Below are 23,162 nucleotides of genomic sequence, written 5' to 3'. Positions count from 1 at the left end.
CTAGGATCAAACCACTGAATCCTGCCTGAATAATTTGTGCCTTGGCTAATGAGCCATCAACACAACTTTTTAGTGCCGCAAATGAATCGGCGGTTTTAAATTTACTGAACCATCACTGTCCAACTGTGCATGCTGAGTCGATTCCGCATTGCTAACAATCACGATCGGTTCCATAAACAAAGGCCGCCGCACAAACCACAACTGCCAGCCAAAACTTTCCAGGCTGTGCAAAGCGAGCAATTGGGATTCATTGAGGTAGCGCCCCAAGTCGATGGGCACCGCTTTTTGCGCACCGCGACGGTCATCGACAATATGTTGCAAGCGCTCGGCGAGGCTGGATTTAAGGGGCGATTTTGAGGTTCTAAGTTCCCGCATACTGCAACTCCCTGATTCGATTCACCAACCCTGAGGTTATCACTATGGCGACATGTGATACTCTTCACAATTAGTGTCGTGAGAATTAGCACTATTGTCAAAAACCGTGTTGGAATATCAAGATTGGCTGTCAGTATGCTTTTATATAATTGATCTATGTATCTTCGTCACTTAAACGCTAGAATCGCTCTACTATAAGATCGCCCCCAATATAAAAACCTTCATTCGGCATAAGCAACGCTAACTCGGTCGCCCTATCCATACCACTACGGGTTTTCCTATGAATTGCATCTCTTTCAAAAAGCCATTTATCACCCGGTTTTTACTTGTCACCAGTTTGTGCCTCAGCCCGTTGTCATTCGCGGATAACAAAACAGATATCCAGATGATCAATAAAAAAGTAGAACAACTGTGCCAAGCCATGATCAATGCCGATGGCAAAGTGCTGAAACAACTGTCCTCACCGCTCTTAAGCTACGGCCACTCGGGCGGCCACATTGAAGACCAAAGTGCGTTTATTGAAAAAATTGTCAGCGGCAAATCTGACTTTGTCACCATCAACTTGGTCGATCAAACCGTTACTATTTCCGGCGATGTTGCGCTGGTGCGCCACAATCTCAATGCCGACATTAACGACGGCGGTATACCCAATAAAATTCATTTGGGCATACTACTGGTGTGGCAAAAACAAGCGGGCGAGTGGAAATTGCTCGCGCGCCAGGCATTTAAATTTCCACCACAAGCGCAATAAAAATTCTTTCAGAAAATCGTTATGAAATTTTATGGTGACACAATCGCCGCAAAGTTAAACGATTTTCCACCCAACAAAAAAGGCGCAACTGCGCCTTCTTTGTTGCCTGCTATTTAAATTAAATCCCGTACACAATTTTAGGTTTACGCAAATGCCGGATGGTGTAAATCAAAAAGCTGGCAGTAATCACGATAGAAACGAACCACAACTGTAAAAAATGTCCAACAGTGATATCGCCACCAAGTAATAAATCTTTGATCAATACCTGATGCCCCAACACCGGTACCCAACGAAACCATTCAGCGTATGCACTGGGATTAAACAAAGTGTAAAACAGCGGCACCATCGGAATAAACACCATCAGCCCCATATAGGTTTGTGCATCTTTAAAGCTGCGGGCAAATAATGAAATTAAAAATTGTAACCCGGTAGCCAATAACGAGAGCGATGCAAGAACAACAAACACACCAACCAACTCCAAAAGAGAAACATCGACACGCAATCCCAGTTCTTTAAAAGGTACATACGCAAAGGCGCCAACCAATAGAATCACTTCGACAGAAAGAATTGTTAATGTCAGCGCAAGGCTATTCAGCCATTTCCCTAACACCAACGCAGTTGAGGGAACCGGTGTAATCAATAAGGATTCCAGTGAGCGGCGCTCGCGTTCTCCTGCGGTCATATCCGCACTAAAGCCGACACTACCCATAAATGCTGTGAGGATTAACAGCATGGGCAAGCTGGCCATCACAAAAAAACCCATTTTTTTATCGCTGGCGATATTGAGATCGCGAATGTAAACCGGATTGGCAATACCGGGCGAAATACCTCGCGATAATAACCGCAGGCTGCCCATGCGCGCATTCCAACTCCAAATCTGTTGCCGCACAAAATGTATCGCACCCTGCAATTTATTATTAGTTGCATCAAATACCAAAGCCAACTCGATGGGCTGGCCAGTGGAAAATTTCTCACGTGCATCTTTGGGAATGACCAACGCATAACCCAATTCACCCCTCTCGACTTTCTGGTAGGCATCCTCCGCCACTGCATCCACCTGCACGCCACGTTCCTGCAACCAATCAAGCAACTGTGGCAATTGTTCCGCACCAACAACGGCAAGCTTGATCGGCTCGTTATTAGTCGCTTTCGATTGGTTGCTCATATGAATCACAAACAACGAAGAGGCAACAAACACACCTACAAAATAAATCGGCATCAACAGTGTCATACGCAGGCTTTTATTATCACGCAATGAGTCACGCCACTCTTTGCGAAACACTATCGCAATTTTATTGAACAACTCATCCATGCTGCACCTCCTGTTGCGGTTGGACTAAATTGACAAAAGCATCTTCCAGATTATGCGATTTACCCGCATCCAGAATTGCCTCAAGATTGCCATCAGCCAAAATTTTCCCATGGGAAATAACAATAATCCGGTCGCACAAACTGCTGACCTCATGCATTAAATGACTGGAGAAAATAACGCAGCGCCCTTGCTGTTTTAATTCGTGCAATAACCGCCGCACTGCACGGGTGGTAATCACATCCAAACCATTAGTCGGCTCATCCAATAGAATATGCTGTGGTTGATGTACAATCGCACGCGCCAATGCAGTTTTCATCCGTTCCCCCAGAGAAAAACCTTCTGCCCGGCGCTCCGCTATCGCCTCCATTCCCAGCCAGCCAATTAGTTGGTTAATCGAACGTTCCAGTGCATCGCCCTGCAGCCCCTGCAATGCACCGAAGTAGCGAATATTCTCACGCGCTGTCAGACGCTTATACAAACCCGTATCATCCGGCAATACACCTAATTGCTTACGCGCCGCATTGGGATTCTTACTGACTTGATGCTCATTGATCCATACATCACCAGCACTCGGTTGCAACAAGCCATAAATCAATCGCATCAAAGTTGATTTACCTGCGCCGTTCAATCCTAACAGCCCGGTAATCTCACCATCATTTACAGTAAAGCTGACATCGTCCAAAGCGGTGATAGCAGCAGGCGCAATGCGCTTTTTCTTCGCGGAAAAATTAAAGCCACTGCGTTGTTTTATTGAGAAGGTTTTGCTAAGGTTTTCTACCCGGATCATGGTTGTGCACTCCCTGTCGAGGACACACTATCTGCTGTTGAACTCGTGCTTTGTTTTTGATTAGCACCCAATACCAACGGCAGGGGTTTTATGTTATTGACACAATCAGCTTTAATGCCTTGCATGGAAGCACGCTCAATAAACTGCGCAATTAATTGTGGCACGCAGCCTTCGGATGAAATGGAGTGATTGCCACCCGCGGCATTTAACATAGTGGCATTGGGTAAATTCGTTGCAACGGTTTGCGCCCATATTTCTGGCGTTACCGGATCATGTTTGCCTGACAACAACAATGCGGGCACTTCACTTTTTACCGGTTGCCAATAATCGGCTGGCAATCCGGCCTTGGGCCACAGATCGCAAATCGCTTGCATTTCCTTCACAAAATTAAAGCCTAGAAACGGCTTGCTCTGTTCAATATCATCCCTGGAAAGCAATGGCCAATCTTCGTTGCAGATAACGCTGTAGCGCATACCCTCAGTAATATTCATCAATTGTATTTGCTCACTGGATAGCGCTGAAAGTGCTGCCAGCAACCGATAATCTTCCTTCTCGGCAAAACTGATAGCGCGCGGTAACAATACCGTTAAATCACGCGAATAGAGCGACATAAATATCAGTGATGAGAATGTACGCGGTGTTAAATTGAGCTTCTCAGCCAATTGATTGCGTGGATGTTCATAGTTAACCTCTAGCGATTCGCCTTTTTCCTGCAATATATTTAAACGTTGCAGGACTATTTCTGCCTTTTGCACTATATCGCCAAATTCGGCTGCACAATCGGCTTTTGCAAGACATTCATTATTAACAGCAATCAACGCAGCCATTGCATCGCGCGCAAAATATTTTGGCAAAGCAATGCTCACAGGCGCCACACCATCCAAAATAATACTACGTGTATACTGGGGATAACGTCGCGCATATTCGAGTGCAACGCGGGTACCGTAAGACCCACCCCATAAATTAATATTTTTGTATCCCAATGCAATACGTACCGCGTCTAAATCCTGTGCTGCATAAACCGTAGTATAAAAGGCAGAGTTGGCTTGATATTTTTCGGCACAGCTTTTTATCTGTGCCAGATACTTTTCTGTTTGCGCAGACTCCGACAAGGTTAAATCTTCGCGATTGAGTTGGCCGCAAGCGAGTGGATTGGATTTTCCTGTGCCGCGCTGATCCACAAAAATCAAATCGCGGTTTTTGCGCACATCAGCAAAAAAACCATGGATCTCATTTGCCATATCAATAGATGAACCACCGGGACCGCCTTGAATCAGGAACAGCGGATCAGCATCCGCTACAGGGCTGATCGCGGGCAGACGTAAAATTGCCAAACGGATATCGTTACTGCTGACATCAGCAGGGTTTTCTTTTACTGTTAACTCACCGCACTCAGCACCATAAACCAGCGGAGATTTACCGGTTTCAACAAATCCCGGGCAACGTTGCATGATTGCACTTGCCGCAATTTCTTTTTCTGTTTGGGGACTACACGCTTGCAGTAACCCGAGCATCACCAAACCGATGACGCCAAACGACCCATGTACTTTCATACGTAGTTCCTTAGTAAAACCAATAACTTATCAATTTTGATTCAATTTATTTATCGTCGAGTAATTCACGTAGGTTCGCAATTAACACCTTATCGGAGATTTCCAGTTGGCGCGCTGCAAGAATTAAGTGTTCCAACTGTGGCCGCAAATGCTGCAAGCGTTCCTGCTCGGAATTTTTTCGGGCATTCTGTGCGGCGATTTGCATTGGTTTACCACGCTGCCGGGTTAACACGCCCTCAACTTCCAACAAACTATAGGCTTTGGAAATTGTCATGGGATTTACTGCATGCGCCACTGCAAGCTCGCGCACAGAAGGCAATTCATCACCAGCCTTTAATTGCCCGCCTGCCACCATGCGCCGCACTTGTTCGACCAACTGACGATAAATTGGAGTACCGGATTGCGGGTTAAGAGTGAACATTAATTTTTCACCCAGGAAATACGTCTGTTGTAATTCCCTTAAAAACACTCACACCACCGAATTGACGCCGTAGATTAGTGAGCTGAATTAACGCCAACATAGAAACCTCTGAAATACATTATTATTGGTGGCGATAGGGCTTAACAGAGTAACCGCGCTTTTCCAACTGTGCGAGCAGACCTTCTTTGCTGCTGAGATGTAGGCTACCAACCAACACCAATTCAATCTCAGGTGACTGAAACATTTTTTCAATTTTTGGCAACCAGGCTTGATTGCGTGTAATTAACAATTTTTCATAAATTTCAGGAGTTTCCTTGCGCATATCGGCTGCCATTTCTTTATCCAATTTGTCCAATTCACCTGCGCGCCAATAATCCACCGACTTTTCCAATACCTGATCCACTTTGCGCAAATCGCGCAGCGTTGATTTAATCACCAGATTTGCATCCATATCGGCGAGTGATTTCAACTGCACTAACACTTCATCTGTTGTTTCCAATTCCTGCGTAACTTTTCCATCGAGGATGGCTTTTTGATAGAAGAAAGTATCGACTCCCTGCGCCACACCATAACCTTTACGTTGCATTTCCGTCATTGATAGCGACAGGCTGACAAACATCGCTTTAAACACACTCATCTGTGCGAGTGGAAACTGGTTTTGCTGTGCGAAGGCCTGCAGCGCTTGCCAGAGTTTCGGTTGCAGATCCTGGGATAAATTTTTGCCATCGCTATACATAAACGCTTGCGCCATTTGCTGGCCAAATTCAGGCGAACCTGCTTTTTTCATATCGGTTTCCAGCACCACTACATCTGATTTTTCATATGCCTGTTCGAATTCTGCAGGTAGCGGATAGTCGCTATCGCGCAACACATGGATAGTGCCGCCGAGATAAATTTTTTGCGCGCCTTTGCTGATTTCATAAAGACTGGTTTCAGCATTGGCAACAATACTGACGAATGTAAACAACGCAATAATAATGCTGGAGTAAGGTCTCATGGTTAACTCCCTGGTAAATACGGTACTGATAGATTACTTAAACCCAAAGTGTATTATTACACTAATACACAAAATATAGTTTGGCAAGCTCCAATGAAGCATTTAACAATGGGAGCAATAACAACGACCACATATCCAAGCACCACTTAACGATGCTGGGGCTGATCCAAAGGCAGGCATTGACTGTCTCTGTGCATGTGTGTTTTTGTCATCCGCAGTCTGGTGAAAATTAAATCGTTAACCTCGTGATGTTGAACATGTTTGCCAAAAACAAAAACGCCCGCAAAAGCGGGCGTTTTTTATTGCAGAAATAACTGAAATTATTCTTCAGTCGATTCCGCCGCAGGTGCTGCACCTGACTCTTCTGCCAAGGCTTCTTTGATCGAGAGTTTGATACGGCCACGCTGGTCTACGTCGAGACATTTCACTTTAACAACCTGGCCTTCTTTCAAATAATCGCTCACGCTGTTTACGCGCTCGTCGGCAATTTGAGAGATGTGTACCAAGCCATCTTTGCCTGGCAGGAAGTTTACAAATGCGCCGAAGTCGACGATACGCACTACAGTACCTTCATAGATTGCACCGATTTCCGCTTCAGCAACAATGCCCATTACACGCAGGATCGCGGCTTGCAATGCGTCGTTGTTGTCGGCGTAAATTTTAACAGTGCCGTCATCATCGATATCGATAGAAGATTGGGTCTCTTCGGTGATTGCACGAATAGTCGCACCGCCTTTACCGATGATGTCGCGAATCTTGTCCGGATGAATTTTGATGGTTTCAAAACGCGGCGCATTTTCGCTAACCACTGAACGGGAAGTGGCGAGCACTTTGTTCATCTCGGCGAGAATGTGTAAACGCGCGGCCAGGGCTTGCTCCAGTGCGATTTCCATAATCTCTTCGGTAATACCTTCGATTTTGATATCCATTTGCAGTGCAGTTACACCGCTGGTGGTACCGGCAACTTTAAAGTCCATATCGCCAAGGTGATCTTCGTCGCCAAGGATGTCAGTCAATACCGCAAAACCGTTAGCTTCTTTTACCAAGCCCATTGCAATACCAGCAACAGGTGATTTGAGTGGAACACCGGCATCCATCAACGCCAGGCTCGCGCCACACACAGAAGCCATTGAGCTTGAACCGTTAGATTCAGTAATTTCGCTCACTACACGCAAGGTGTATGGGAAGTCAGATTCTTTTGGCAACACGGCAGTAACACCGCGACGTGCCAGACGGCCGTGACCGATTTCGCGACGACCCGTTGCGCCCATACGACCAGCTTCGCCTACAGAGTAAGGAGGGAAGTTGTAGTGCAGCATGAATGCGTCTTTTTTGGAGCCTTCAAGGAAATCGATAATTTGTGCATCGCGCGCGTTACCCAGAGTCGCTACTACGAGCGCTTGAGTCTCACCACGGGTGAACAATGCAGAACCGTGCGCTTTGCCCAACACGCCAACTTCGACCTGGATTGGACGAACGGTTTTGTTGTCGCGACCATCAATACGTGGCTCGCCCGCAACGATGCGCGAACGCACTAAACGGTATTCAACCATGCCGAATTCCGCTTTAACTTCATCAGCAGTGAAACCGGAAGTTTCAGTCGCCAACTCAGCAACCGCTTGATTGCGCAATTCGCCCAGACGGTCGTAACGTTTCGCTTTATCAGTGATGCGGTAAGCCATGCCGATTGAATCGCCAAAGTCTTTTACCAATGCATCAGTCAGTGCAGTTTTTGCAACAACCGGTTGCCAATCCCAACGCGGTTTACCCGCATCGCGCGCCAATTCAGCACAAGCCTGTACAACGGCTTGCAGTTCTTGATGAGCGTAAAGTACAGCGCCGAGCATAATGTCTTCCGGCAATTCTTTTGCTTCAGACTCCACCATCAATACAGCGTCTTTGGTACCGGCAACCACCATATCCAACTCGGAGGTTTCAAGTTGTGCAAAGCTTGGGTTGAGCAGGTAACCTTCTTCCTGCGTATAACCAACACGCGCACCGCCAATTGGGCCGTTGAATGGAATACCGGAGATTGCCAGCGCAGCTGAAGTACCAATCATCGCAACGATATCGGGATCGTATTGTTTGTCGGTAGAAACAACGGTGCACACAACTTGCACTTCGTTGAGGAAACCTTCAGGGAACAGTGGACGAATTGGACGATCGATCAGGCGGGAAGTCAGGGTCTCTTTTTCAGAAGGACGGCCTTCACGCTTCAAATAACCACCGGGGATACGGCCAGCGGCATAACTTTTTTCCTGATAGTGCACAGACAGTGGAAAGAAGTCCTGACCTGGTGATGCCTGCTTGGCACCCACAACGGTACAGAGGACAGATACTTCGCCCATGGTTGCCAATACTGCACCGGTCGCTTGACGTGCAATGCGGCCAGTTTCGAGGGTTACGGTTTGGTTGCCGTATTGAAATTTCTTAATAATCGGATTCACTCTTTTATCCTTTGTATTCACTAAAAATCAATTGCGTTAATTGTTACGCGTCTATTTAAGTTTGCTCGTTCTTAACTCTATACAAGATCAATACAAATCAGTACAAACGATGCGTCCTGCCCGAGCGCTAACTTTTTCTCTCATCAGCGCAAATCCCTACTTTCTTTTATGCAATTAAAAAAATAAAAGCAACTTTTCTCACCAGTAGAAAAAAAGTGCCCGCAAAGCGGGCACTGGACAAACTTAACGGCGCAGACCTAATTTTTGAATCAGTGCAACGTAACGAGAAGAGTCCTTACCTTTCAGGTAGTCCAACAATTTACGACGCGCGTTTACCATACGGATCAAACCGCGACGTGAATGGTGGTCTGCCTTGTGGTCAGCGAAGTGGCCTTGCAGTTTGTTGATGTTGATAGTCAACAGAGCTACTTGGACTTCGGGCGAGCCGGTGTCGCCTTCTGCTTGTTGGTACTCTTTAACGATTGCAGCTTTTTCAGAAGCACTCAGTGCCATGATATTTTCCTCAATTAATATGCGATTCAATTACAGCCCGCCCGTGCATATTTACAGGTGGGTTGTTGCGGTGATTATCCACCACGCCTTCTTATAAAGAGTGCATGTGGATGTCATCCGCGGCTTTTTACCCAGGTAAGCAGTGCTTGCGGGTAAATTCTTGCGGCTTACTGCTCGTTGGCCGAGCGGTTCGCCAAAATTCGTTTGGGGGCTACGCCACCTTCGTCGGTGATACTGCCCAAACCGAGAAACGCGCGGGGCGATTGTTCGGTTGCTGTACAAAAGACGCGCACAATATCACCTTGCTCGCCAAATCGATAGACCTTGGACACCATCACCGGATTACCCAAACGGAAGTAGTGCGCGCTGTTGGCGGGCAAGTCTACCGCAGGCAAGCTGGTAACTGGCGCATCGACGCTGAGCAGATATGTATCCAGTGCGGCATAGGCCGCTTCGTCGCCCGCCGCTGCCTGCTCTTCATCAAAGCGTGCTTGCAGTTCCTCGAGCGTGATGCACTGACTCTCATTAAACAACCCCGCAGCCGAGCGGTGCAGGGTTTTGACATGACCGCCACAGCCTAAAGCCGCACCGAGATCCACCGCAATTGAGCGGATATAGGTACCTTTGGTGCAGCGGATATCCAGCTCAACTTCAGCTTCATCACCCGCGCGAAACGCCAGAATATCGATGCTGTGAATCGTTACCGGCCGCGGTGCACGCTCCACTTCCACACCCTGACGAGCCATTTTGTAGAGCGGTTGACCATTGAGCTTCAGCGCGGAATACATAGGCGGGACTTGCAGGATATCGCCCGTCAACGGTTTGAGCGCCGCCTCCACTTGCGCGAGCGTGATGCCCACCGTGGATTTTTGCTCGATGGTTTCGCCGTCGGCATCGCAGGTATCGGTAGTCACACCCAGGCGGATACAGGTGCGATAGCCTTTGTCAGCATCGAGCAAAAATTGCGAGAACTTGGTAGCCTCACCAAAACACAGCGGCAGTACGCCGGTAGCTAAAGGATCAAGCGCACCGGTATGGCCGGCTTTTTCTACAAAAAACAACCGCTTGGCGCGCTGCAATGCGTGGTTGGAGGTCATGCCGGCAGGTTTGTGCAACAACAATACACCGTCAACGGGACGGCCTTTTCTACGCGCCATCAGTGCTGCTCGCCCTTGGGATCATCTTCCGGGGAAGGTTCATCATCGTGCTGATGCAGACTGTCTTCTCTTAATGCGCGCTCAATCAGGGTCGATAGCGCCTGACCTTTGACCGAGGTTTTGTCGTAGATAAATTGCAGCTTGGGCACAGTGCGCATGCTCAATTCCTTGGCTAAAAAGGTACGCAAAAAACCGCTCGCCTTATTCAGGATCGAAGCAGCGGCAATACTGTCTTTTTCGTCATCAACACCGACAAAAGTCACATAGACTTTGGCGTAAGCCATATCGCGGGTGACGGTGACTTCATTGATGTTGACCAATCCGATGCGCGGATCGCGAATTTCATTGGGGATCACCTGCGCCAATATACGCTGGATGGCATCGGAGACACGGTCTGAACGGGTAAATTCTCTTGGCATGCGCCACTAACCTCAATAATTACCCCCTCCCAACCTCCCCCTTCGCAGGGGGAGGAGCTATTACTCCCTCCTATTTTTAAGGGGAGGGTTGGGGAGGGGTCAAAAAAACAAAGCCCCACCCCCATGACAGGGGCGGGGCGCGGGTGTTGCGACCGCCTTAGAGCTGGCGCGCGACCTCTTTTACTTCGTAAACTTCGATCTGATCGCCGACTTTAACGTCGTAGTTCTTCACGCCGATACCACACTCGAAACCATTGCGCACTTCAGCAACATCGTCTTTGAAGCGACGCAGGGATTCGAGTTCGCCAGTGAAGATCACCACGTTATCACGCAGTACACGGATCGGCTTATTGCGCGATACGGTACCCTCAATCACCATACAACCGGCAACCTGGCCGAACTTCGGTGAGTTGAACACTTCGCGTACGTTGGCGATACCAACAATGGTCTCAACACGCTCTGGATCAAGCATACCGCTAAGCGCTGCTTTCACTTCGTCCAGCAATTGGTAAATGATGCTGTAGTAGCGAATATCAACGCCTTCAGACTCCGCCATGCGACGGGTAGTGCTGTCGGCACGCACGTTAAAGCCAACAATGATGGCACCGGAGGTAATCGCCAGATTCACATCATTTTCGGTAATACCGCCGATACCGGAAGAGATAATGTTCACCTGTACTTCATCGTTACCGATGTCGTTGAGTGATGCCATGATCGCTTCGAGCGAGCCGCGTACATCAGCCTTAACCACCACAGTAAGATTTTTCTTTTGGCCCGCTTCCATGTTGGAGAACATGTTCTCCAGTTTGGATGCCTGGAAGCGCGCAAGTTTCTCTTTGCGCTCTTTCTCGGCACGGAACTGGGCGACTTCGCGGGCTTTACGCTCGTCAGTCAGCACCACAAAATCATCACCGGCGCTTGGTGCGGTATCCAGACCCAGAATTTCAACCGGAGTGGATGGACCGGCTTCAGTTACCTGCTGACCGCGCTCGTTGCTCATCGCACGGACACGGCCGTAGCTTTGACCGGCAAGGATCAAATCGCCCTGCTTCAAAGTACCTTGTTGAACAAGGATGGTAGCAACGGTACCGCGGCCTTTATCGACACGCGCTTCAATCACCACACCTTTCGCTGCCGCACTCGGTACTGCATGCAATTCCAGTACTTCGGCTTGCAGCGAGATAGCTTCAAGCAGTTCATCAATACCTTGACCAGTGTGGGCAGATACCTGGATAAACTGGGTATCGCCACCGTAGTTTTCAGGGATAACACCCTTCACTACCAATTCATTGGTTACGCGATCCGGGTCAGCAGAAGGCTTATCACACTTGTTGATCGCAACCACGATAGGCACGCCGGCAGCGCGGGCGTGGAGGATCGCTTCTTCGGTCTGCGGCATTACACCGTCGTCCGCTGCCACCACCAGAATCACCACATCAGTTGCCTTGGCACCACGGGCACGCATTGCGGTAAACGCGGCGTGACCGGGAGTGTCAAGGAAGGTGATTTCACCGCGAGAGGTAGTCACACGGTAAGCACCGATATGCTGGGTAATACCACCGGCTTCGCCCGCCGCCACTTTGGCTTCGCGGATGTAGTCGAGCAGCGAAGTCTTACCATGGTCAACGTGACCCATTACGGTAACAACCGGCGCACGCTGCACCAGATCACCTTCGGTTTCCAACGAACGCTCCAACGCATGTTCGATATCGTTTTCGCTAACCAGTACGGCCTGATGCCCCATCTCTTCAACCAGCAACACGGCTGTGTCCTGATCGATTGATTCGTTCATCGACGCCATCACACCCATCTTCATCAGACGCTTGATCACTTCACCCACTTTAACAGTAAGGCGCTGTGCCAGTTCTGCCACCGGAATAGTTTCCGGAACATTCACTTCGTGAACGATTTTGGAGGTCGGCTTTTTAAAGGCATGCTTGTTGTGCTTTTTGTGGCTCGCACGCAAATGACTGCGACGCGCTAATACATCGCTGTCTTCACCATCTTCGGCAACAAAATCCAACAGATCCACTTTAGGAGACTTTTTGGAGCCAGGCGCGCCCTTTTTAACCGCTTTGCCTGCACCGCGCTTATTGCGATCCGAATCTTCCGCATCGTCATCATCGCGCTTGTGGGTTTTCTTATGGCCATGGCCATGCTTGGTATCTTCTTTGTCTGCAGGTGGCGCAATAACCGCAACCGCTGGCTTACCTTTGGCTGGGCCACGGGCGTCCGGCCTGGCAGTTTTAGCCGGTGCCTGACCAGCAGGCTTGTCAGCCGGCTTTTCAGTGCGCACAGGATTGCGCTTGGCTTCTTCCGCCGCGCGTTTTGCATCATCGCGAGCCTTAACATCAGCCAGGCGAGCAGCTTCTTCCGCTTGGCGACGCTCAATCGCGGCACGGCGCTTTTCTTCGATACCATCGGTAAAGGAGATGCGATGAGACGTAGATTCTGCTGCAGGAGCATCAGCGTCCTGTTGCACTTCAGTTGCAGATTCCGCAACCTCGGCAATAACAACAGGCTCAGGCGTAGGCTCCACCTGAGCCACTATCGCTTCAGATGCCACTTCAATTTCCGGCTCAAAATCCGGTTCCTGTTGTTCTGCAACGGCGGACTCTGCCACTTCATCCTCACGCTTAACGTAGGTGCGCTTTTTACGCACTTCAACATTTACCGTTTTGCGTGCATTACCCGTACCGGTTTTGATGGTGGTGGTGGTTTTACGCTGCAATGTAATCTTTTTTGGCTCCAGGGCGGCTTCGCCATGGCTGCTCTTTAAAAAATTAAGCAAGCGCTGCTTCTCATCGTCAGAAACTTTTGCCTCGGCGTTTTTGTGCTGCAAACCGGCTTCCTGCATTTGCTTAAGCAAACGCTCGACCGGTGCACCTATTGATTTGGCGAGTTCGTTAACGGTTACTTCTGCCATTGTTTTTCCTCAGGGATTGTTCGTTGCCTACAGGGTTTCGCTCACTAGAGTGGCTCACACTCAGGCAAACCAGGGCTCGCGCGCTTTCATAATCAGTGCGGCGGCACGAGTCGCATCAACACCTTCAATATCCAACAATTCATCAATCGATTGCTCGGCCAAATCTTCCATAGTCACAATGCCACGACGCGCAAGATTGGCGGCTAGCGCATCATCCATACCTTCCATAGTCAGCAAGTCTTCTGCCGGAGCAACACCTTCGATGCGCTCTTCCGTTGCCAGGGCCTGCGTCAAGAGTGCATCTTTGGCACGCGCACGTAACTCTTCAGCAACATCTTCGTCGAAGCCATCAATCGCCAGCATTTCTTCCAGCGGTACATAGGCAACTTCTTCGAGCGTGGTGAAACCTTCTTCGACCAATACACCGGCGATATCTTCATCAACATCCAGCGCACTCATAAACATATTGATGTAGCTGCCGGATTCCGCTTCCTGCTTGGATTGCCATTCAGCAATGCTCATGACGTTGATATTCCAACCGGTCAGTTCGCATGCGAGGCGCACGTTCTGACCGCCACGACCAATTGCCATTGCAAGATTTTCTTCGTTAACAGCAAGATCCATTGAACCCGCATCTTCATCAACAACGATGGATTCAATTTCAGCCGGCGACATGGCATTGATAACAAATTGCGCCGGGTTATCGTCCCACAACACAATATCAACACGCTCACCGCCCAACTCATTGGACACTGCTTGTACGCGCGAACCGCGCATACCCACACAGGCGCCAACGGGATCAATACGACCATCGTTAGTTTTCACGGCGATTTTTGCACGCAGACCGGGGTCGCGTGCAGCGCCTTTAATTTCAATGACTTCTTCAGCAATTTCCGGCACTTCAATTTTGAACAATTCAACCAATACTTGCGGATTCGAACGGCTCAATAACAATTGCGGCCCGCGCGCTTCAGTGCGCACTTCCAACAAGAGCGCACGAATGCGATCACCCATGCGGAAAATTTCACGGCCGATCAATTGGTCGCGCGGCAAAACGCCTTCAGCGTTATTACCCAGATCAACAATAATGCTGTCACGAGTTACTTTTTTCACGGTACCGCTAATCAGATCACCCATGCGATCGCGATACTCATCAACCATTTGCGCGCGCTCAGCTTCACGTACTTTTTGTACGATAACTTGTTTGGCAGTTTGCGCAGCAATACGGCCAAACTCGGCGTTTTCAATTTTTTCGCGATAGATGTCGCCTACGGTCAATGATGCGTCTTTATCGCGTGCTTCATCCAAATACAATTGGGTTCCCAATTCCGCCATAACGTCATCGGCAACCAATTCCCAGCTGCGGAAGGTTTCATAATCGCCGGTAGTGCGATTAATAATAACGTCGATAGTTGAATCTTCATCGAAACGTTTTTTGGTGGCGGTAGCGAGAGCAGTTTCAATCGCCTGGAAAATTAATTCTTTATCGACACCTTTCTCATTGGATACCGCATCAGCGACCAGCAAAATTTCTTTGTTCATTGGTTTGCCTCTGTTAACTCCTCAAGCCAGTGCAATGCACACACCAGATAATTACGTTTTCCATCCCGGTTACCGCATTTTTTTGCGGTAACCGCCTCATTCATTTTTTTGCTATTTACTCTTTATCACTGAGATTGTGTTGGCGCATCAGATCATCGTAACGCGGCTCCACATTTGCCTTGTCGATAATATCAACCGGCAATTGCACTTCCTTATTATCCACTTGCAAAAACACATCACCGTTTTCCACTTTGGTGATGATACCTTTAAAGCGACGGCGACCATCGCGAGCAATACGCAAACGCACACTGATAGTTTCGCCAACATAACGCGCATATTGCGCCTCTGTGTAAAGCGGGCGATCCATTCCGGGAGAAGACACTTCCAGCGTGTATTCGCCATCAATTGGATCTTCTACATCAAACACACTACTTACCTGGCGACTGACACGTTCGCAATCATCCAGCGAAACGCCGTTGGGGCCATCGATAAAAATGCGCACAGTGGTGTAGCGCCCTTGCGTCAAATACTCTAACCCCCACAACTCACAACCCAGGGCTGTGGCAACAGGAGCGACCATTTGCTCTAACAATTCTTGCTTGGAAGCCATGCTTTAATCCGCATTAAATCCAGCCCTGCAAAAAGCAGAAGCCCAAAAAACAAAAATGGGCACAAGGCCCATTCGAACGTTTACTACATTTATCGCACTGGCCTGTACGATGGGGGGCAGAGCCCGCAAAAAACAAATACAAAAAAGCCCCAAAAAGGGGCTTCTCGACCTGAATCTGCTTTAGATGGAAGCAAATTCACTACTGCTAACATCGGCGAGAACCGGGGAATCCCTCATCTCTACCCGCATTCTGTTGTAAATTACACGTTAATGATGCAAAAACTACAACAAAATACAAAATTTTGGTTGCGGGGGCAGGATTTGAACCTACGACCTTCGGGTTATGAGCCCGACGAGCTACCAAGCTGCTCCACCCCGCGACTGAAACTCACATTTGCCAACTGCTCAAGTGAGGCCGCGAATTATAGGGAGGTAAATTATGCCGGTCAAGGGAAAATCTGCATTCATCCCGAATAAACAATCGGGCGGCTTGCTTATTAAGCGATACGCTCAAAAACACAACGTTAACGGATGAAACACCTAGAATATTCAGCTCTGATGACAGTTTTATTAAGGCTCAAACGGTTCGATTAAGAAAACTACCGATGCCCGAGCCAGAATTTACAACACCGATTTCAATCAGACGTCGATTAATATCGATATTGCGCCTGGTGCTTTCATTGAATAATTCTGAACGCGCCTGGCGCTGATCCAACAACCGCTGCTCGGTTTCAAATCGCTCTTGTTCCGCCTGCAGCTTTGCCTCTTCTTCAGCCAAGCGTTGCTTTTCCAATTCTGAATTTTCTTGCGCACGACGATTATCCTGCACAGATGGGTCCGCATCAGCCTGTCGGAGTTGGCCAACCCGGCCAGCTTCATTTCCTTCCTGACGCTGCTCCGCTTCTATAGCCCTCTGCTCATTCAACTCTGCGCGCGCCTGCTGTTCCATTTGCGCAGCCTGCGCCGCCACGCTGTTGTCCTGGCCAGAAGGCTCAGCAGGAGCATTAGCGGCGCGGCGCAACTGTTGCGCCTTACGCAAGGTAGCTTCCGGATCACCGGGAATAGGTGAGGTATCAATCTGGACTTCACCACCAACGGCATAGCTCACCCCATCAGGACCACGCACAAAAGAATAGGTTGGACTGCTGCCGTATTGGCCGGCGACAGCCGCGTGAGCCTGTTCGTGGGCACGCACTTCGCGGTCGCGCGCAGACAATTCCTGGATTTGGTCGCGCTCAGCCTCTTGGTTCTCTTTCTCACTGCGCAATTTCGCTGCAGCTTCCCGGACTGCCGGATCATTACTCGAAGCACTTTGCGCACCGCGCTCAACCCGGTCGCGCTCAACCTCATCGTTAGGGCGTTCATCGGGAAAACGACGATTCAATCCGCGCCCTGATTCAGCCATCTGTTCAGTAGGTCGGAAGCTGGATGACTTAAGGTCTGTGGTTTCCTGACTAACAGGCGCCCGCCCGACAGGCGCGTAGGGCGCTACGGTATTGGCGAAGCCAGATGGAATATTACTGATCAATCAAATCACCTCAGCTATCACAAAGACCTGTCAGGCCTTAACATCCAGCAGTGTGCCGATAGTTTCTTCAGCCGACTTAACAACTTTTGCTGAACTATCAAATACCTGACTTTGGGCACGAAGATTAACCAGTGACTCAGCAATATCATTCGCTTGCGGATTATCGCGCTGGGTAGTTCCCGCCTGCGCGATTTGCTGTGCCGACTGCAGCATGGATGACTGGCTTTTTTGCATACCAATCAAGCCCTGGTTGACCACAGAACCTACATCCATCAGTTTTTCTCCAGAATAGAGTTCAATAAATACATTCATGGGAATAAAAAGAAAACACTTTCCCACAGTTATTAATAGTTTACGCCGGGAGACGGCCAAAAAACAGGCTGTTTTGCCGCTGGAATTGCCGCTTTTAAGATGAGTTTGATGTAAGAATCGACTTGATATAACCCTGCATTATTCACTTTTGGCAGGAAAGGACGCGATAAGCCCCAGGTTTTTCTGGTAATCGGAGATAAAGCCAGCCTGTTCGAAAACACTTTTGGCAGTCAATTGCAGGCTGCTGCGAACAGGCAATCCGGCCGATTGAAGAGCGCGTCCACTCCAGGTATTGCAGTTACTGAAAACACTGTAGTGGCCACTCGCCCGGTAAAAATGCCCCGCATCGACGACATACGCTTGCAGCGGAATAGATTGACCGGATTCATCCAGCGCAAATGACTTATCCAGGTAGCGAATTAACTCGCGCATACCTTTATCTGTAATCACGATTGGCACCAGGGTGTTTGCAGGAATTGATGCGAATGGCGGTTGGGCGTAAGTGATGACTTGCAGCGCTGAATGACTTGATGCGATCAACGCCTTGGTCGCTGCGCCGAAAGTTTTGCTTTTGCCGGTGAAATAATTGCCATCCCCCCAGCCGATGCGAATGTATCGCTGCCCCTGCGCCTCTTGCTGCAAATGGCGGCTGTGGAGCGCTACCGTTTTTGCATCGAGCAAAATACTCGTATGCCAATCGCGGTAAATAAAATAAATAGTGTGCTCAGCGTTGGCGACAGGAATTTTTTGTTTTGCCGGCATAGAGGTGCAACCTGCCAAGACTGACAAGATCACCATGCTGAAAACAAAATGCCGCCACTGAATATTCATAAACCGATTCAATATTATTGAAAGATCACGCGGAAAAAAGTTGCGCCAACACATCGGAATCCAGCGCAGCAGCAACCGACTCAGGCACCACATTATTTAACCAGGGCACCACCCCCAAACAAGGCGCCGGTATGCGCGCGGCAAGGCTGTGGATATTTTCTTGCAACACCGGCATATCCGCATCAATACAATTAGCGACCCAACCTGCTAATTGCAAACCATCATTTCGAATTGCCTCTACCGTCAAAAGTGCATGATTGATACAACCCAAGCGTACCCCCACAACTAAAATTACCGGGAAACGCAAAATTTTTGCGACATCCGCAAGCGTTTCCTGCGGATTTAAGGGTACACGCCAGCCGCCTGCACCTTCTACCAACGTAAAATCTGCCTGATTCAAACTGCCGCGGCAAAATCCTGCAATCCGATCCGCGGATAAAACCCGCTTCTCCTGCTGCGCGGCAATATGCGGTGCGATGGCCGACGCCAATGCAATGGGATTTATTTGTTCATACACCAACGGCTGCGTGATTACCGACTGCAATAACAGCGCATCGGCGTTACGCAAACCAGCTTCGGTTTTTTCACAACCTGCCGCAAGCGGCTTTAATGCCGCGGTAGTTAAACCATGATTTTTTGCAGAGACCAAAAGCCCGGCTGCCACCAGGGTTTTACCAACGTCGGTATCAGTGCCTGCAATAAAAAACGTTTTTCTAGCCATGTTTTTTGTGCGCCGCCTCTTTATATGCCTTCAGGTAGATAACATCGTAGGTTGCAGGCAATCCGTGCGAACCGCGAAATTTTTCATAAGCCGTTTTGAATGCGAGCATGCGTGCCCGCCCGGTCAAACCTTCCTGCTTGCCGCTATTCATATTATGTGCGCCGAGTGCTTTTAACTCGCGGGTTAGCTCGTTTAAACGATCATAGTAAAGCGTGCGATTTTCCTGCTTCACGTCATCAAGTATTAGTTGCGCAGACTGGAGCGCAGCAACAAGACTTTGCAATGACTGGAAGCGATTCACATGCACGTAATTATCTACTTGCTGCCAAGCCGATTTTAATTCATGCAAGGTATCAGGCCCGAGCGTTGCGATATGCAATTGACCGCCCGGTTTAAGCACACGGGTAAGCTCAGTCATTAGCTGCGGTAAATTATTACACCACTGGATCGCAAGGCTGGAGAAAATAATATCAACGCTGTTATCGGCAAGCGGCAATAATTCTGCATCAGCACACAACCAATTTATGCCGTCTTGCCGGATGGATGAATAGCGCAACATTCCCTCGGCAATATCCAAACCAATGATATTGGATTCACGATAGTGCGCAGCTAATTGCCGGGTGAAAAATCCGGTGCCCGAACCAATGTCTAACATTATTGATTGTGCAGATAAAGTGGCAGGCAATCCGGAAAATAATTGTGCGCCTATATCGCGCTGTAATTGCGCGACAGAATCATAAGTCGCTGCCGCACGGCTAAAAGATTGTGCAATCTTTTTCTTATCCAATGTCGTAACAGACCCTGCGTGTGCATTTACAAAACCTGCAATGCAATCGATTACCGCTTGCGGTTTGCTCCAATGTATTGCATGAGCAGTATTTTCAAATACCCTAATCTGTTGTTGCGGATTAATCTGCTGCATAACCTCTGCAACAGCGACCGGAACCAACGCATCCTTATCAGCGAGCAGATGTAAACCCGGCTGCCCAAGTTGCGCAAAGACACTGCGATTATCCAACTCAGTCAATAACTGCAATGCTTGCAACCAGTTATCGGTAACAACTCCCGAATCAGCGCGACGCAATTGCTTTAGCAGCCCGCGCTCATCTGCATCACCTTGTGCCAACAAGCCACTGAATAATTTCAATGTTGCCTGCGGGTCTTGCGCAAAACCCTGATTGAATTGGCGATTGATTGCGCGCGGCATAGCAGTGGGATAATCCGGCGAAGTTACGAATTTCAAATTCGCGGCCAGTGTGATTAGCGCGCGAATACGCCGGGGAAATCGCGCCGCCAATTGCACGGCAAGCATGCCGCCGAGCGACCAGCCGATAAGGATTGCATCTCGCGGAATTTGCGGTGCAATTTTGTCGAGCACCGCAGCGAGCGTAAATTCCGGCAACGTCGGGCTTGCGCCAAAACCAGGTAAATCGATCAAGGTAACAGAGGCAAATGTTTGCAAGGATTCCAATAAGGGCTGCCAAGTACAGCTATCGCAACCCCAACCGTGAATTAACACCAGATTAGTCATGCACAACCTCGTGCATCACTTCCGCCAGTGCTGTTAATAATTGATCCACTTGTGCGATGCTGTGTTTCGCTGAAAAAGTAATGCGCAAACGCGAACTGCCAGCGGGAACTGTGGGTGGTCGAATCGCAATAATTAAAATTCCGCGTGCAGCAAGTTGCTCAGCAATCGCGAGAGTTTTTGCTTCATCACCAATCACAATAGGCTGGATTGGCGAAAACGAATTCATCAATTGCAAATCAAGCGCTTGGGCACCCGCGCGAAAATGCGCAATTAATTTATTGAGATGTTCGCGTCGCCATTGTTCAGTTTGGATTAAACGCAAACTCGCGCGCGTTGCCGCCGCCACCGCTGGTGGCATAGCAGTAGTGTAAATATAAGGGCGTGCAAATTGGATCAGTGTTTCGATCAGCGTTTCACTGCCCGCGATAAAAGCACCAAAGCTGCCCGCTGCCTTGCCCAATGTACCCATCAAAATCGGCAGCTGGTCTTGCGCTAAGCCAAAGTGTTCTGCACAACCCGCGCCGGTTTTTCCCAAACATCCAAAACCGTGGGCATCATCCACCATTAACCAGGCATTATTTTTTTGCGCGAGTGAAGCGAGTTCAGGCAGCGGCGCGCAATCGCCATCCATACTGAACACACCATCGACCACAATTAATTTTCGCTGCGCTTCGGTTTTATCCAAACGGTTTTGCAGGTTATCCAAATCATTGTGCAAGAAACGCTGGAAGCGTGCACCGCTTAATAAACCGGCATCCAATAAACTCGCGTGATTTAAACGGTCTTCAAATACCGCATCGCCTTGGCCGACCAGTGCCGTAATTGCGCCCATATTGGCCATATAACCGGTGGAAAATAATAGCGCGCGCGCGCGACCGGTAAATGCGGCCAGCTCTTCTTCCAGGGCATGGTGCTCACTGGAATGCCCCGCCACTAAATGCGATGCACCGCTGCCCACACCGAATTTTTCCGCTGACTGTTGCAATGCAGCAATAACATCAGGGTGATTAGCCAACCCCAAGTAATCGTTGCTGCAAAACGCGAGATAGTTTTTTCCATCAACCGTGACCTGTGGCGTTTGCGGCGACTGCAATAATTTGCGCGTGCGATACAAATGCGCAGCGCGGCGCTCAGCGAGGGCAAGTGTAAGAGTTTGATCGAGATGAGAAGACATGAAGGAGGCACATGCAGGGCGGCTTCGTGGCAGAAGCCGCCGATGGACAATCACTAAAATTATTTTGCAGCGTTATAGAACATTGAATCCATTGCCGCTTCTTGCAACTGATGCACTATCGACGCCTCCTGTTCGCTTTCATCTTCATGCACTTCGTAAGCTTCGGGTTTGATGCCGAGCTTTTTGAACAATTGCATGTCTTTGTTCGCTTCAGGGTTGGGTGTGGTCAACAATTTTTCGCCGTAAAAAATCGAGTTGGCACCCGCCAGGAATGCCATCGCCTGGGTTTGCTCGTTCATTTGCTCGCGACCAGCGGATAAACGCACATGGGATTGCGGCATCAGGATACGCGCAACAGCGATGGTGCGAAGGAAATCAAACGGATCGAGATCCGCTTCGTTTTCCAACGGAGTGCCGCCGACTTTTACCAGCATGTTGATAGGTACTGATTCCGGATGATCTGGCATATTCGCCAATTGCTGCAGCAAACCAGCGCGATCACTTTCCTCTTCACCCATACCGACGATACCGCCGCAGCACACTTTCATACCTGCTTTACGCACGTTGTCCAAGGTCGCCAAACGGTCTTGATAAGTGCGGGTGGTGATAATTTCGCCGTAGTATTCAGGCGAGGTATCAAGGTTGTGGTTGTAGTAATCCAAACCGGCATCGGCCAGCTCTTGTGCTTGCTCTGCATCGAGCATGCCGAGGGTCATACAGGTTTCGAGGCCGAGCGCTTTAACGCCTTGTACCATGGTGGTCACGTAGGGCATATCGCGATTTTTAGGCGAGCGCCAGGCAGCGCCCATACAGAAACGGGTGGCACCAGAGGCTTTGGCGGCTTTGGCTTCTTCGATGACTTTTTCCACGGCCATCAGTTTTTCGCGCTCAAGGCCAGTGTCGTAACGGGCTGATTGCGGACAGTAGGCGCAGTCTTCCGGGCAGGCGCCGGTTTTGATCGAACAGAGAGTGCTGACTTGCACTTCATTGGGATTGAAATGGGCGCGATGTACGCTTTGCGCCTGAAACATCAGGTCGCTGAAAGGCAGGGCAAAGAGTGCGGTGATTTCGGCGCGGGTCCAATCATGTCTGATCGTGGGAGCAAAACTGGCATTCATAGGGGTATTCCATCAATTTTGTGGGGCTTACTTTTGGACTATAGCCGCATATTAACCGAGCCAAAAAAGCTGTCAACCAAAAAGTCGATTACCGGTTTACAACTCTACTTTGACAAAATATCCACGGCTGTCGAGAA

General features: G+C 49.2%; 21 protein-coding genes and 1 tRNA gene. 1 reads left to right on the top strand and 21 read right to left on the bottom strand.

Going from position 1 to position 23,162, the window contains the following annotated elements; translation table 11 throughout:
* Positions 1–69 precede the first annotated feature (69 nt).
* Positions 70–375 (bottom strand): hypothetical protein, encoded by a 306-nt coding sequence (locus tag AC1RJL_RS12620; RefSeq protein ID WP_492914492.1) that lies wholly within the window; start codon positions 373–375, stop codon positions 70–72.
* 280 nt (positions 376–655) lie between these two features.
* Between AC1RJL_RS12620 and AC1RJL_RS12615 the strand changes: the two genes are divergently transcribed.
* Positions 656–1,126 (top strand): nuclear transport factor 2 family protein, encoded by a 471-nt coding sequence (locus AC1RJL_RS12615; protein WP_492914490.1) that lies wholly within the window; start codon positions 656–658, stop codon positions 1,124–1,126.
* Positions 1,127–1,244: 118 nt separating this feature from the next.
* On the opposite strand, the gene AC1RJL_RS12610 is transcribed toward AC1RJL_RS12615, so the two are convergent.
* The 20 genes from AC1RJL_RS12610 to bioB all read right to left on the bottom strand — a co-directional run bounded on the left by AC1RJL_RS12610 (position 1,245) and on the right by bioB (position 23,025).
* On the bottom strand, positions 1,245–2,438 hold the full coding sequence (locus AC1RJL_RS12610; RefSeq protein ID WP_492914488.1) for an ABC transporter permease: 1,194 nt from the start codon (positions 2,436–2,438) through the stop codon (positions 1,245–1,247).
* Positions 2,431–3,225 (bottom strand): ABC transporter ATP-binding protein, encoded by a 795-nt coding sequence (locus tag AC1RJL_RS12605; RefSeq protein WP_492914486.1) that lies wholly within the window; start codon positions 3,223–3,225, stop codon positions 2,431–2,433. Before AC1RJL_RS12605 ends, AC1RJL_RS12610 begins: the two co-directional genes overlap by 8 nt.
* On the bottom strand, positions 3,222–4,778 hold the full coding sequence (locus tag AC1RJL_RS12600) for an alpha/beta hydrolase (RefSeq protein ID WP_492914484.1): 1,557 nt from the start codon (positions 4,776–4,778) through the stop codon (positions 3,222–3,224). The genes AC1RJL_RS12605 and AC1RJL_RS12600 overlap by 4 nt, the downstream gene beginning before the upstream one ends.
* 46 nt (positions 4,779–4,824) lie before the next feature.
* Positions 4,825–5,199 (bottom strand): GntR family transcriptional regulator, encoded by a 375-nt coding sequence (locus AC1RJL_RS12595; protein ID WP_492914483.1) that lies wholly within the window; start codon positions 5,197–5,199, stop codon positions 4,825–4,827.
* A 121-nt stretch (positions 5,200–5,320) separates the two neighbouring features.
* The gene (locus AC1RJL_RS12590; RefSeq protein ID WP_492914481.1) at positions 5,321–6,196 is read right to left on the bottom strand and encodes a TraB/GumN family protein; all 876 of its coding nucleotides are present in this window, start codon (positions 6,194–6,196) and stop codon (positions 5,321–5,323) included.
* A gap of 320 nt (positions 6,197–6,516) precedes the next feature.
* Positions 6,517–8,643 (bottom strand): polyribonucleotide nucleotidyltransferase, encoded by a 2,127-nt coding sequence (pnp, locus tag AC1RJL_RS12585; RefSeq protein WP_492914479.1) that lies wholly within the window; start codon positions 8,641–8,643, stop codon positions 6,517–6,519.
* 243 nt (positions 8,644–8,886) lie between these two features.
* The gene (gene rpsO, locus AC1RJL_RS12580; RefSeq protein WP_492914477.1) at positions 8,887–9,156 is read right to left on the bottom strand and encodes a 30S ribosomal protein S15; all 270 of its coding nucleotides are present in this window, start codon (positions 9,154–9,156) and stop codon (positions 8,887–8,889) included.
* Positions 9,157–9,323: 167 nt separating this feature from the next.
* Complete coding sequence (gene truB / locus AC1RJL_RS12575) at positions 9,324–10,313, bottom strand: tRNA pseudouridine(55) synthase TruB (RefSeq protein WP_492914475.1); 990 nt, start codon at positions 10,311–10,313, stop codon at positions 9,324–9,326.
* Entirely contained in the window at positions 10,313–10,732 is a 420-nt protein-coding gene (gene rbfA / locus AC1RJL_RS12570) for a 30S ribosome-binding factor RbfA (protein ID WP_492914473.1), read from the bottom strand. Before rbfA ends, truB begins: the two co-directional genes overlap by 1 nt.
* A gap of 157 nt (positions 10,733–10,889) precedes the next feature.
* Entirely contained in the window at positions 10,890–13,658 is a 2,769-nt protein-coding gene (gene infB, locus AC1RJL_RS12565; protein ID WP_492914471.1) for a translation initiation factor IF-2, read from the bottom strand.
* Between the two features lie 60 nt (positions 13,659–13,718).
* Positions 13,719–15,200: a transcription termination factor NusA gene (gene nusA, locus AC1RJL_RS12560; protein WP_492914469.1), complete on the bottom strand. Its 1,482-nt coding sequence runs from the start codon at positions 15,198–15,200 to the stop codon at positions 13,719–13,721.
* 115 nt (positions 15,201–15,315) lie between these two features.
* Complete coding sequence (gene rimP, locus AC1RJL_RS12555) at positions 15,316–15,810, bottom strand: ribosome maturation factor RimP (RefSeq protein WP_492914468.1); 495 nt, start codon at positions 15,808–15,810, stop codon at positions 15,316–15,318.
* A 303-nt stretch (positions 15,811–16,113) separates the two neighbouring features.
* Positions 16,114–16,190 (bottom strand) — tRNA-Met (locus tag AC1RJL_RS12550).
* Positions 16,191–16,387: 197 nt separating this feature from the next.
* Positions 16,388–17,338: a putative metalloprotease CJM1_0395 family protein gene (locus AC1RJL_RS12545; RefSeq protein WP_492914466.1), complete on the bottom strand. Its 951-nt coding sequence runs from the start codon at positions 17,336–17,338 to the stop codon at positions 16,388–16,390.
* A gap of 30 nt (positions 17,339–17,368) precedes the next feature.
* The gene (locus AC1RJL_RS12540; protein ID WP_492914463.1) at positions 17,369–17,611 is read right to left on the bottom strand and encodes a hypothetical protein; all 243 of its coding nucleotides are present in this window, start codon (positions 17,609–17,611) and stop codon (positions 17,369–17,371) included.
* Between the two features lie 177 nt (positions 17,612–17,788).
* The gene (locus AC1RJL_RS12535; RefSeq protein WP_492914461.1) at positions 17,789–18,412 is read right to left on the bottom strand and encodes a DUF2459 domain-containing protein; all 624 of its coding nucleotides are present in this window, start codon (positions 18,410–18,412) and stop codon (positions 17,789–17,791) included.
* Between the two features lie 94 nt (positions 18,413–18,506).
* The gene (gene bioD, locus AC1RJL_RS12530; RefSeq protein ID WP_492914460.1) at positions 18,507–19,202 is read right to left on the bottom strand and encodes a dethiobiotin synthase; all 696 of its coding nucleotides are present in this window, start codon (positions 19,200–19,202) and stop codon (positions 18,507–18,509) included.
* Complete coding sequence (bioC, locus tag AC1RJL_RS12525) at positions 19,195–20,733, bottom strand: malonyl-ACP O-methyltransferase BioC (RefSeq protein WP_492914458.1); 1,539 nt, start codon at positions 20,731–20,733, stop codon at positions 19,195–19,197. The genes bioD and bioC overlap by 8 nt, the downstream gene beginning before the upstream one ends.
* Complete coding sequence (gene bioF, locus AC1RJL_RS12520) at positions 20,726–21,907, bottom strand: 8-amino-7-oxononanoate synthase (RefSeq protein ID WP_492914455.1); 1,182 nt, start codon at positions 21,905–21,907, stop codon at positions 20,726–20,728. Before bioF ends, bioC begins: the two co-directional genes overlap by 8 nt.
* A gap of 59 nt (positions 21,908–21,966) precedes the next feature.
* Positions 21,967–23,025 (bottom strand): biotin synthase BioB, encoded by a 1,059-nt coding sequence (bioB, locus tag AC1RJL_RS12515; protein ID WP_492914453.1) that lies wholly within the window; start codon positions 23,023–23,025, stop codon positions 21,967–21,969.
* Between the last annotated feature and the right edge of the window lie 137 nt (positions 23,026–23,162).

The sequence above is a fragment of the Cellvibrio sp. GW822-FHT04B05 genome, from assembly GCF_058800985.1.
The sequence above is the reverse complement of the archived record's forward strand: the minus strand, read 5'-3'. Positions and strand labels throughout refer to the sequence as shown.

Coding starts and splice junctions, on each gene's coding strand:
- AC1RJL_RS12620 (WP_492914492.1), bottom strand. CDS start 375: ATGCGGGAACTTAGAACCTCAAAATCGCCCCTTAAATCCAGCCTCGCC.
- AC1RJL_RS12615 (WP_492914490.1), top strand. CDS start 656: ATGAATTGCATCTCTTTCAAAAAGCCATTTATCACCCGGTTTTTACTT.
- AC1RJL_RS12610 (WP_492914488.1), bottom strand. CDS start 2,438: ATGGATGAGTTGTTCAATAAAATTGCGATAGTGTTTCGCAAAGAGTGG.
- AC1RJL_RS12605 (WP_492914486.1), bottom strand. CDS start 3,225: ATGATCCGGGTAGAAAACCTTAGCAAAACCTTCTCAATAAAACAACGC.
- AC1RJL_RS12600 (WP_492914484.1), bottom strand. CDS start 4,778: ATGAAAGTACATGGGTCGTTTGGCGTCATCGGTTTGGTGATGCTCGGG.
- AC1RJL_RS12595 (WP_492914483.1), bottom strand. CDS start 5,199: ATGTTCACTCTTAACCCGCAATCCGGTACTCCAATTTATCGTCAGTTG.
- AC1RJL_RS12590 (WP_492914481.1), bottom strand. CDS start 6,196: ATGAGACCTTACTCCAGCATTATTATTGCGTTGTTTACATTCGTCAGT.
- rpsO (WP_492914477.1), bottom strand. CDS start 9,156: ATGGCACTGAGTGCTTCTGAAAAAGCTGCAATCGTTAAAGAGTACCAA.
- truB (WP_492914475.1), bottom strand. CDS start 10,313: ATGGCGCGTAGAAAAGGCCGTCCCGTTGACGGTGTATTGTTGTTGCAC.
- rbfA (WP_492914473.1), bottom strand. CDS start 10,732: ATGCCAAGAGAATTTACCCGTTCAGACCGTGTCTCCGATGCCATCCAG.
- infB (WP_492914471.1), bottom strand. CDS start 13,658: ATGGCAGAAGTAACCGTTAACGAACTCGCCAAATCAATAGGTGCACCG.
- nusA (WP_492914469.1), bottom strand. CDS start 15,200: ATGAACAAAGAAATTTTGCTGGTCGCTGATGCGGTATCCAATGAGAAA.
- rimP (WP_492914468.1), bottom strand. CDS start 15,810: ATGGCTTCCAAGCAAGAATTGTTAGAGCAAATGGTCGCTCCTGTTGCC.
- AC1RJL_RS12540 (WP_492914463.1), bottom strand. CDS start 17,611: ATGGATGTAGGTTCTGTGGTCAACCAGGGCTTGATTGGTATGCAAAAA.
- AC1RJL_RS12535 (WP_492914461.1), bottom strand. CDS start 18,412: ATGCCGGCAAAACAAAAAATTCCTGTCGCCAACGCTGAGCACACTATT.
- bioD (WP_492914460.1), bottom strand. CDS start 19,202: ATGGCTAGAAAAACGTTTTTTATTGCAGGCACTGATACCGACGTTGGT.
- bioC (WP_492914458.1), bottom strand. CDS start 20,733: ATGACTAATCTGGTGTTAATTCACGGTTGGGGTTGCGATAGCTGTACT.
- bioF (WP_492914455.1), bottom strand. CDS start 21,907: ATGTCTTCTCATCTCGATCAAACTCTTACACTTGCCCTCGCTGAGCGC.
- bioB (WP_492914453.1), bottom strand. CDS start 23,025: ATGAATGCCAGTTTTGCTCCCACGATCAGACATGATTGGACCCGCGCC.